Annotated in this window: 7 protein-coding genes; 2 read left to right on the top strand and 5 right to left on the bottom strand. The window is 72.5% G+C overall.

Annotation, left to right across the window (positions count from 1 at the left end):
- Positions 1 to 466 (bottom strand): acetyl-coenzyme A synthetase N-terminal domain-containing protein (locus ACTG9Q_RS11755; RefSeq protein ID WP_455572706.1); only part of this gene is annotated, 466 nt, incomplete at its 3' end.
- A 316-nt stretch (positions 467 to 782) separates the two neighbouring features.
- On the opposite strand from ACTG9Q_RS11755, the gene ACTG9Q_RS11750 reads away from it, so the two are divergent.
- Positions 783 to 2,081: a GGDEF domain-containing protein gene (locus ACTG9Q_RS11750; RefSeq protein WP_455572705.1), complete on the top strand. Its 1,299-nt coding sequence runs from the start codon at positions 783 to 785 to the stop codon at positions 2,079 to 2,081.
- A 25-nt stretch (positions 2,082 to 2,106) separates the two neighbouring features.
- Here ACTG9Q_RS11750 and ACTG9Q_RS11745 read toward each other — a convergent pair whose 3' ends face one another.
- Entirely contained in the window at positions 2,107 to 2,685 is a 579-nt protein-coding gene (locus ACTG9Q_RS11745) for a GNAT family N-acetyltransferase (RefSeq protein WP_455572704.1), read from the bottom strand.
- A gap of 92 nt (positions 2,686 to 2,777) precedes the next feature.
- On the opposite strand from ACTG9Q_RS11745, the gene ACTG9Q_RS11740 reads away from it, so the two are divergent.
- Positions 2,778 to 3,491: an oxidoreductase gene (locus ACTG9Q_RS11740; protein WP_455572703.1), complete on the top strand. Its 714-nt coding sequence runs from the start codon at positions 2,778 to 2,780 to the stop codon at positions 3,489 to 3,491.
- Here ACTG9Q_RS11740 and ACTG9Q_RS11735 read toward each other — a convergent pair.
- The 3 genes from ACTG9Q_RS11735 to ACTG9Q_RS11725 form a co-directional block, all read right to left on the bottom strand.
- Positions 3,488 to 4,411 carry an N-acetylmuramic acid 6-phosphate etherase gene (locus ACTG9Q_RS11735; protein WP_455572702.1) on the bottom strand — a complete coding sequence of 308 codons (924 nt, stop codon included), beginning with the start codon at positions 4,409 to 4,411 and terminating at the stop codon, positions 3,488 to 3,490. The two genes, ACTG9Q_RS11740 and ACTG9Q_RS11735, sit on opposite strands and share 4 nt — an antisense overlap.
- A gap of 30 nt (positions 4,412 to 4,441) precedes the next feature.
- A complete protein-coding gene (locus tag ACTG9Q_RS11730; RefSeq protein ID WP_455572701.1) occupies positions 4,442 to 5,359 on the bottom strand; it encodes a MurR/RpiR family transcriptional regulator in 918 nt (305 codons plus the stop codon).
- A gap of 167 nt (positions 5,360 to 5,526) precedes the next feature.
- Positions 5,527 to 7,248 (bottom strand): serine hydrolase domain-containing protein, encoded by a 1,722-nt coding sequence (locus ACTG9Q_RS11725; RefSeq protein WP_455572700.1) that lies wholly within the window; start codon positions 7,246 to 7,248, stop codon positions 5,527 to 5,529.
- Position 7,249: the final 1 nt, after the last annotated feature.

Genomic DNA, 7,249 nt, shown 5'->3' with positions numbered 1-7,249 from the left:
TCGCGACGACGGCCTCGACCAGCATCGGCATCTGGATCGCCACACGATCCCCGGCCACCAGCCCCAACGATGACAATCCGTTGGCGGCCTTGCACACCATCGTCTGCAACTGCGCGTAGGTGACCGTGCGGGCATCACCCGGCTCGCCCTCCCAGAACAGGGCGACCCGCTCCCCGTTCCCGGCCTCGACGTGGCGGTCGACGCAGTTGACCGCCACGTTGAGTGTTCCGCCGACGAACCACTTCGCGAACGGGGCGTCGGACCAGTCCAGGACCTCGTTCCACTCGCGGGACCACTGCAACCGGTGTGCTTGCTCCGCCCAGAACCCCAACCGATCACCCACAGCCCGCCCATAAGCGTCGACGCGCACGTTCGCCTCGGCGGCGACCTGGTCCGGCGGCGGGAACACCCGTGTCTCCGTCGACAGGTTGTCCAGCGCCGGGCGCGGGCCGGAATGCTCGGTCATGGGTGACCTCCTCGTCAGGGCAAGTTCGCCGCACCGGATCGGCACGAATCTAGACCCAACGCTGCTGACTCGACAGTTCGGCCCCGCATAGGTATAGACCAATGCGCCGGGCGTGCTCCGTTCGGTTGGCCTTGCCGGAATCGGCGGAAAGTAACGCCACGAAGACGTACCGTGGTGACCGGTGCGGCTCAGGTCAGGGGCAGGACACGTGCGGTGCCCGCCCTTCGCCCGGACGTGGTGACGCGGCTCCCCTGGGGAGGGGTAGCCGGGCGGCGTTGCGTCACTCCGGGTGGCAGAACGTCGCGTAAGGGGGAGTATGAGCACCCGATCCGTGTTCGGCGCCCGCTTCCGGGCGTCAGCGTGCGTGGTGTGGGCGGCGGGCTGCGGAGTCGTCGGCATCGGTTGGGCCCTGCGCCCCGGCCGCGCCGACCCCGAGGCCTGGTGGCTCGCCCTGGTCCTGGTCGCCGCCGCCCTCATGCACGCCGAGGCCACCCGGCCGCCCCACGAACGCCGCCGCGTCGCCCACCTCAGCCTCGACCGGGTCGACCACGGCGCGGTGTGGGTCCTCGGCGGCGCGGTCGTGCTGCCCACCCCGCTGGCCCTGGTGCCCGCCATCGTCGTCGCGGGGCGCAGCCTGCTGCTCGTGCGCGGCGCGCTGGGACGCCACATCGTGGCCGCCTGCGCCCTGACCGCCGCCGCAGTCGCCGCGCACGCGATCGCCGTGGCCACCCCGGCCCGGCAGTGGATCATGGCGGGCTCGGTGCCGCCCGCCGCGCTGGCAGGCGCCGCGCTGGGCATGGCCGCCGCCGTGGCCGCCTTCTGGCTCGTCTGGCGGCTGGTCCCGGGCGCCGGGCGCGTCCTGCGCGGCACCAGCGCCTGGACCGACGTGGTGACCGGCCGCGACGACGGTGGGGACCTCCTGGTCGTCTTGGCGCTGGGTGTCATCGCGGCCTGGTCGGCGGGCGTCGGCCACGGCGCCCCGCTGGTCGCCGTCGCCGCCGTGGCCACCGGCGTCACCCGGCGCGCGCAGCGCATCGCCGAGCTGGCCCGCGAGCGCGACCGGTTCGAGGCCGACGCCCTGCACGACCCGCTCACCGGGCTGGCCAACCAGCGCGGCTTCAACCCCGCCGCCGCCTTGGCCCTGGTCGCCGACCAGGCCCGCCGCAGGCCCACCGCCGTCCTGATGCTCGACCTGGACGGCTTCCGCCGGGTCAACGAGCGCCTGGGCCACCTGGGCGCGAACGAGGTCCTCAAGAGGTTCGCCGATGTCGTGCGCGCCAACGTCCGCCACGACGACCTCGTCTGCCGCTGGGGCGGCGAGGAGTTCTCCCTGGTCCTGCCCAACACGGGCCGGGCCGACGCGTGGACCGTCGCCGAACGCGTGCGCCGCGCCGTCGAGACGATGACCGTCGAGCTCACCCCGGCCCGCGGCGCGGGCACCGAGCGCGTCGGCCACTTCACCGTCTCCGGCGGCATCGCGCTGTCCCCTGTGGACGGCACGGACCTGGCCACCCTGCAGGCCCGCGCCGACCGCGCGCTCGCCGAGGCCAAGAACGGCGGACGCAACCAGATCCGCCTGACCTCAGCCCCGGCAGGCGTGGACTCCCCGCACTAGGCCGTGTTTCAGATGTGAGCACGGCCTAGAAGAGCCGTGCGGTGAGCCGTCCCTTTACTTCGGGCCACTCCTCGACAACGACCGAGTACACGACAGTGTCGCGGATCGTCCCGTCAGGACGGATGCGGTGCGAGCGCAGGACACCCTCCTGGCGCGCGCCCAGCCGCTCGATGGCCCGGCGCGAGCGCTCGTTGCGGACGTCGGTGTGCCAGCCGACCCTGAGCGCGCCCAGGGTCTCGAAGGCGTGGGTCATCAGCAGCAGCTTCGCCTCGGTGTTCAGCGCCGTCCGCTGCCACTTGGCGCCGATCCAGGTGTGTCCGATGTAGAGACCGCGGTTCTTGACGTCGATCTCGTAGTACGACGTGGTGCCCGCGACTTCTCCCGAGGGCGCGAACTGGGTGAACGGGAACCGCGTCGGGTCGGCCAGCGCCTCGGCGACCTGGCCGTCCATCTCGGCAGGCGCGGTCGGGTGGCGCTTGCCCAGCCACGTCCAGATCCCCGGGTCGGCGCCCGCGGCGTAGAGGCCGGGGGCGTCGGCGGGCGTCGTCGGCGCGAGGCGCACGTGGTCGCCGACGAGGGTTGGCAGGGTCGTCCAGTCGCTCACGAAGACGACGGTAACCGGCAAAGTGGCCTTGAACACCGGCCACTTCTCACGGATCTCAAATAGCCACTTGTCCCGCCGGTAGGGTCCGGCGAATGACCGACCCCCTGGCTCCGCTGCTCGATCTCCCCGGCGTGCGCGACGCCGTCACCGCCGCGCGGGACGCGGTCGCCGAGGTGCACCGGCACCAGGCCAACCGGCGCGGCTGGCCCACCACGTCGGCCGAGGCGTCGGTCCGGGCGGCGCGGGCCTCCGCGGCCCTGGACGGGGGCGCGACCGACATCCCGGCCGACGGCGAGGTCTCCGACCCGGTCCTGGCGGGCGCGCTGCGCGTCGCCGAGGCGCTCGGCCCCCTGCTGCCGACCTGGGAGCGGGCGCCGCTGCAGGCCCTGGCCCGGCTGCACGTGCTGGCCGCGGCCGACCTCGCCGACCCCGACGCCCTCGGCAGGCCGCGCACCGCGGGCGCCCGGCTCGAACTCCTCGCCGACCTGGTCGCGGGCGGCACGTCGGTGCCCGGTCCGGTCCTCACCGCCGTCGTCCACGGCGAACTGCTCGCCCTGGCGCCCTTCGACAGCGCCAACGGCGTGGTCGCCCGGTCCGCCGCGCGCTTGACAATGATCGCCACCGGGCTGGACCCGAAGGGCCTCGGCGTCCCGGAGGTGTTCTACCTCCGCCGCGCCGAGCGGTACCGCGCCGCGGCCGAGGGGTTCGCTTCGGGCGAGGCGGTCGGCGAGTGGGTCGTGTTCGTCTGCGAGGGCATCAGCGACGGCGCGCGGGAGGCGACCAGCATCGCCGACGCCGCCGGCTAGACAGCGTGGGCGTTGAGCAGGCCGAGTGCCTGCCGGACGTGGCCCTGGCTGCTGGCCAGCGCCTGCGCCGCGCTCCGGATGTCCACTCCGGACAGCAGGTGCACCATGGCGACCTTCAGGTCGCCGTGCGCCTCGCTCAACGCCGTCGAGCACTCCTGCAGCCCCAGGCCGGTGGCCTCGCGCAGGATGCGCAGGGTCCGGCCGCGCAGCTTGGCGTTGGTGGCGCGCAGGCTCACCATCAGGTTGGTGTACGTGCGCCCCATCCGCACCATCACCGCCGTGCTGAACGACGTCAGCACGAGTTTCTGCGAGGTCCCGGCCTTCATCCGGGTGGACCCGGCGATGGCCTCCGGCCCGGTGTCGACCGCCACCAGCACGTCCACCCCTGGCGGCAGCGCGGTGTTCGGGTTGTTCGACACCAATGCCGTACTCGCGCCCTGGTCGTGCGCGGCGACCAGCGCGCCCAGGACGAAGGGTGTGCGGCCGGACGCGGTCAGCCCCAGCACGAAGTCGCCCGCGCGCACCTCCGCCATCGCCTCGGCGCCCGCGTCGTCGTCGTCCTCGGCGTCCTCCACCGCGGTGACCAGCGCGCGCTCGCCGCCCGCGTGGTGCACGGCGAACCAGCCGTCGGGCACGTCGAAGGTCGGGCGCAGCTCGGCGGCGTCGAGGGTGGCGAGCCTGCCCGAGGTCCCGGCGCCGACGTAGTGCACCCGCCCGCCCGAGCGCAGCGCCGCCACCGCGAGGTCGACGGCACGGCCGAGCTGCGGCAGCGCGGCGTGCACGGCGTCGGGGACCAGGCGGTCCTCGGTGTTGATCAGCTGCAGGATGTCCAGCGTGGGCATCCTGTCGATCTCCGTGGTGCGCGGGTTGCGCCGCTCCGTGGGTGAGTCGACGTGCACCGATTGTCGTGGCACGGTCATCTCGCTATCCCCTTCCCCGCGCACCTCTGATCATTTCCCGGTCTCCCGGGGCTTGCGCCTTCCGTCGTGCCTGGTCTCCAAGCGGTGCGCGGAGACCGCGTCCCTCGTCGCGTTGAGCGCGGTGATCGAGTGGTCGATGTGGTGCTGGGCGATGCCGATGAACAGGCAGTCCACCACCGTGAGCTGCGCGATGCGGCTGGCCGTCGCGCCCGAGCGGAACGTGGTCTCGCGCGCCGCGGTGGTGAGCACGTGGTCCGACACCTCGGCTATCGGCGAGGTCGGGTAGTTCGTCAGCGACACCGTGGTCGCGCCGTGCGCGCGGGCCACCCGCAGCGCCTCGACGGTGTCGGTGGTCGCCCCGGTGTGCGAGATCGCCACCGCCACGTCCTCACCGGTCAGCACCGCGGCCGAGGTCAGCATGATGTGGGTGTCGCTCCAGGCAAAGCTGGTGCGGCCGATTCGGTGCAGCTTCTGCTGCAGGTCGGCGGCCACGAACGCGCTGGCGCCCACCCCGTAGACGTCGACCCGCCGCGCCGTGGAGATGGCGGCGACGACCTGGGCCAGCACCTCGATGTCGAGCTGCGCCGCGGTTTCCTCGACCGCGCGGGCGTCGGCGAAGGTGACCTTGCCGACGACGGTCTTGAGGTCGTCGGCGGGGTCGATCTCACCGCCGAGGTCGCGGTCGACGCGCATCTCGGTCCGGGCGGTGTCGGCCGCCAAGGCGATGCGCAGCTCGGGGTAGCCCCCGACACCGATCGCCTTGCAGAACCGGGTGACCGTGGTCTCGCTGGTCCCGGCGGCCTCGGCGACCTCGGTGATGCTGCGCCGCGCCACAGTGGACGGGTTGTCGAGGACGACCTTGGCCACCCGCTGCTCCGCCCTGGCCAAACCGGGCAGGAGCGAGCGAATGCGGACCAAGGGGCTTGACTCGCTGTGTTCTGGCGTCATATGACTCGCACTCACGTGGGAAACTTACTAACAGTGTACGGGGAGAACAAGGCGAAGCATCACACTCAGGTGCAACGCTACCTAAATGTGTCCACAAGGGTGGTCGCCCCGGTCGAGGGCTTGTTCACCGCATCGTCGGACGAACGCGGATTGTTAGCACTCGACGGTCAACGAGTTTCGCTCGACCACCCGTACGGACGAATCAGGTGTGGTTCTTTCTCACCGTTGAGCAGCGTGTCGTAACCATCAGTTACGACGATCCGGTCTACGTGAATTCCCCGTCCGGTGTAACGACTGTCCGTAGTGGACCGCCAGCGAACGGTGATCGACTCCGCCGCGGGCAGCTCCGCGTGGACGCTCCACCAACTGCGGTGCCCGGAACCGGCCAAGCCGGTCTGCTCGCCGATCGGGGCGCCCCTGCCCTCCGCATTGAGGACCGCGGTCCGCCATTCCACGCCGTCGACTGTGTATTCCACAGTGAGCGGATCAGTCGCCTCCGTGTCGACGAAGGCGTCGAAAGCCACCCGCACCGGCCCTCGTGGGGTCAGCTCGGGGGTGGTCAGCGTCGCGGTGCTCGCGTCGGCCTGCGCGGTGAACCAGCTCGTCGCGCTCGATCGGGGCGGCACCGCCATCGCCCTGGCCAGGCCGGTGGCCACCGTCTCCCTGGCCAGGTTGATCGAGCCCCAGGCGCGGCTCGGGTGCACGCGGTTGGTCAGCAGGATGGCCACCGACCGCGACGCCGGGTCGATCACCAGCGAGGTGCCGGTGTACCCGGTGTGCCCGGCGGTGTCCGGGCCCGCGAGCCCGCCCATGTACCAGCGCTGGTTCAGCTCGAAGCCCAGGCCGTGCGCGTTGCCGGGGAACTCGGTGTTGTAGTCGGTCAGCATGGCCCGCACGCTGTCCTTGCTCAGCACCCGCGTGCCGCCGTACACGCCGCCGTTGAGGATCGTCTGCCCCAGCACGGCCAGGTCGCGTGCCGTGGAGAACACCCCGGCGTGCCCGGCCACCCCGCCGAGCGACCAGGCGTTCTCGTCGTGCACCTCGCCGTGGACCATGCCGCGCGGCGGGCTGGCCTGGTACTCGGTCGCCGCGGTCCGCTCGACCGCGGTGGGGTTGTAGCCGGTGTCGGAGAGCCCCAGGGGGCCGGTGATCCGCTGGGCGAGGAACGCGTCGAGCCCGAGGCCGGAGACCCGCTCGACCAGCACGCCCAGCGCGATCAGGTTCAGGTCGGAGTACACGTAGCGGCTGCCCGGCGCGTTCACCGGGGCCCGCTGGAGCGCCGCGAGCTCCCGCGACTCCGGGTCCGGCCAGTTGCGCCACAGCGGAATCCACGGCTCCAGACCGGAGGTGTGGGTCAGCAGCTGCTCAATGGTGATCGCGGCCTTGCCGCCCGCGGCGAACTCCGGCACGTGCGCGGCGACCGGGTCGCTGACGGCGATCGCGCCGTCCTCGACCAGGCACATCACCGCGAGCGAGGTGAACAGCTTGCTCACCGACGCCAGGTCGAACACGGTGTCCAACCGCATCGGCACCTGCTGCTCGGCGGGCAGCTCGGTCCCCGCGCCGTCCTGGTACCGCACGGCCTGCCCGACCGCGGAGTGGTGGACCACGGCCCCGTCGTGGACCAGGAGGGTGACCGCCCCGGCGAACAGGGGCCGCCCGGTGGCCGGACGGGTCCAGTTGGCCACGGCCGCGGCGGCCGACTCGATCGGCGCCGGGTCCAGGCCCACGGACGCCGGTGTGCCCTCCCTCAGCGTCGTATTGGCAAAACCGTGGTGCGGCCGGTCGAACCGGCTCATGTCCCGCGCGGGCTCGGCCGTCGCCGCGCTGCCCGCGACCGACACCGCCACCGCGGCGAGCGCCACTGCCCTGCGAAGTCCCCCAGCCATG

The sequence above is a fragment of the Actinokineospora lacus genome (assembly GCF_053813445.1).
The sequence above is the reverse complement of the archived record's forward strand: the minus strand, read 5'-3'. Positions and strand labels throughout refer to the sequence as shown.

Excerpts from the sequence above, each read along its gene's own strand:
- ACTG9Q_RS11740 (WP_455572703.1), top strand. The coding sequence starts at position 2,778 with ATGACCGACCCCCTGGCTCCGCTGCTCGATCTCCCCGGCGTGCGCGAC.
- ACTG9Q_RS11730 (WP_455572701.1), bottom strand. The coding sequence starts at position 5,359 with ATGACGCCAGAACACAGCGAGTCAAGCCCCTTGGTCCGCATTCGCTCG.
- ACTG9Q_RS11735 (WP_455572702.1), bottom strand. The coding sequence starts at position 4,411 with ATGACCGTGCCACGACAATCGGTGCACGTCGACTCACCCACGGAGCGG.
- ACTG9Q_RS11750 (WP_455572705.1), top strand. The coding sequence starts at position 783 with ATGAGCACCCGATCCGTGTTCGGCGCCCGCTTCCGGGCGTCAGCGTGC.
- ACTG9Q_RS11725 (WP_455572700.1), bottom strand. The coding sequence starts at position 7,248 with ATGGCTGGGGGACTTCGCAGGGCAGTGGCGCTCGCCGCGGTGGCGGTG.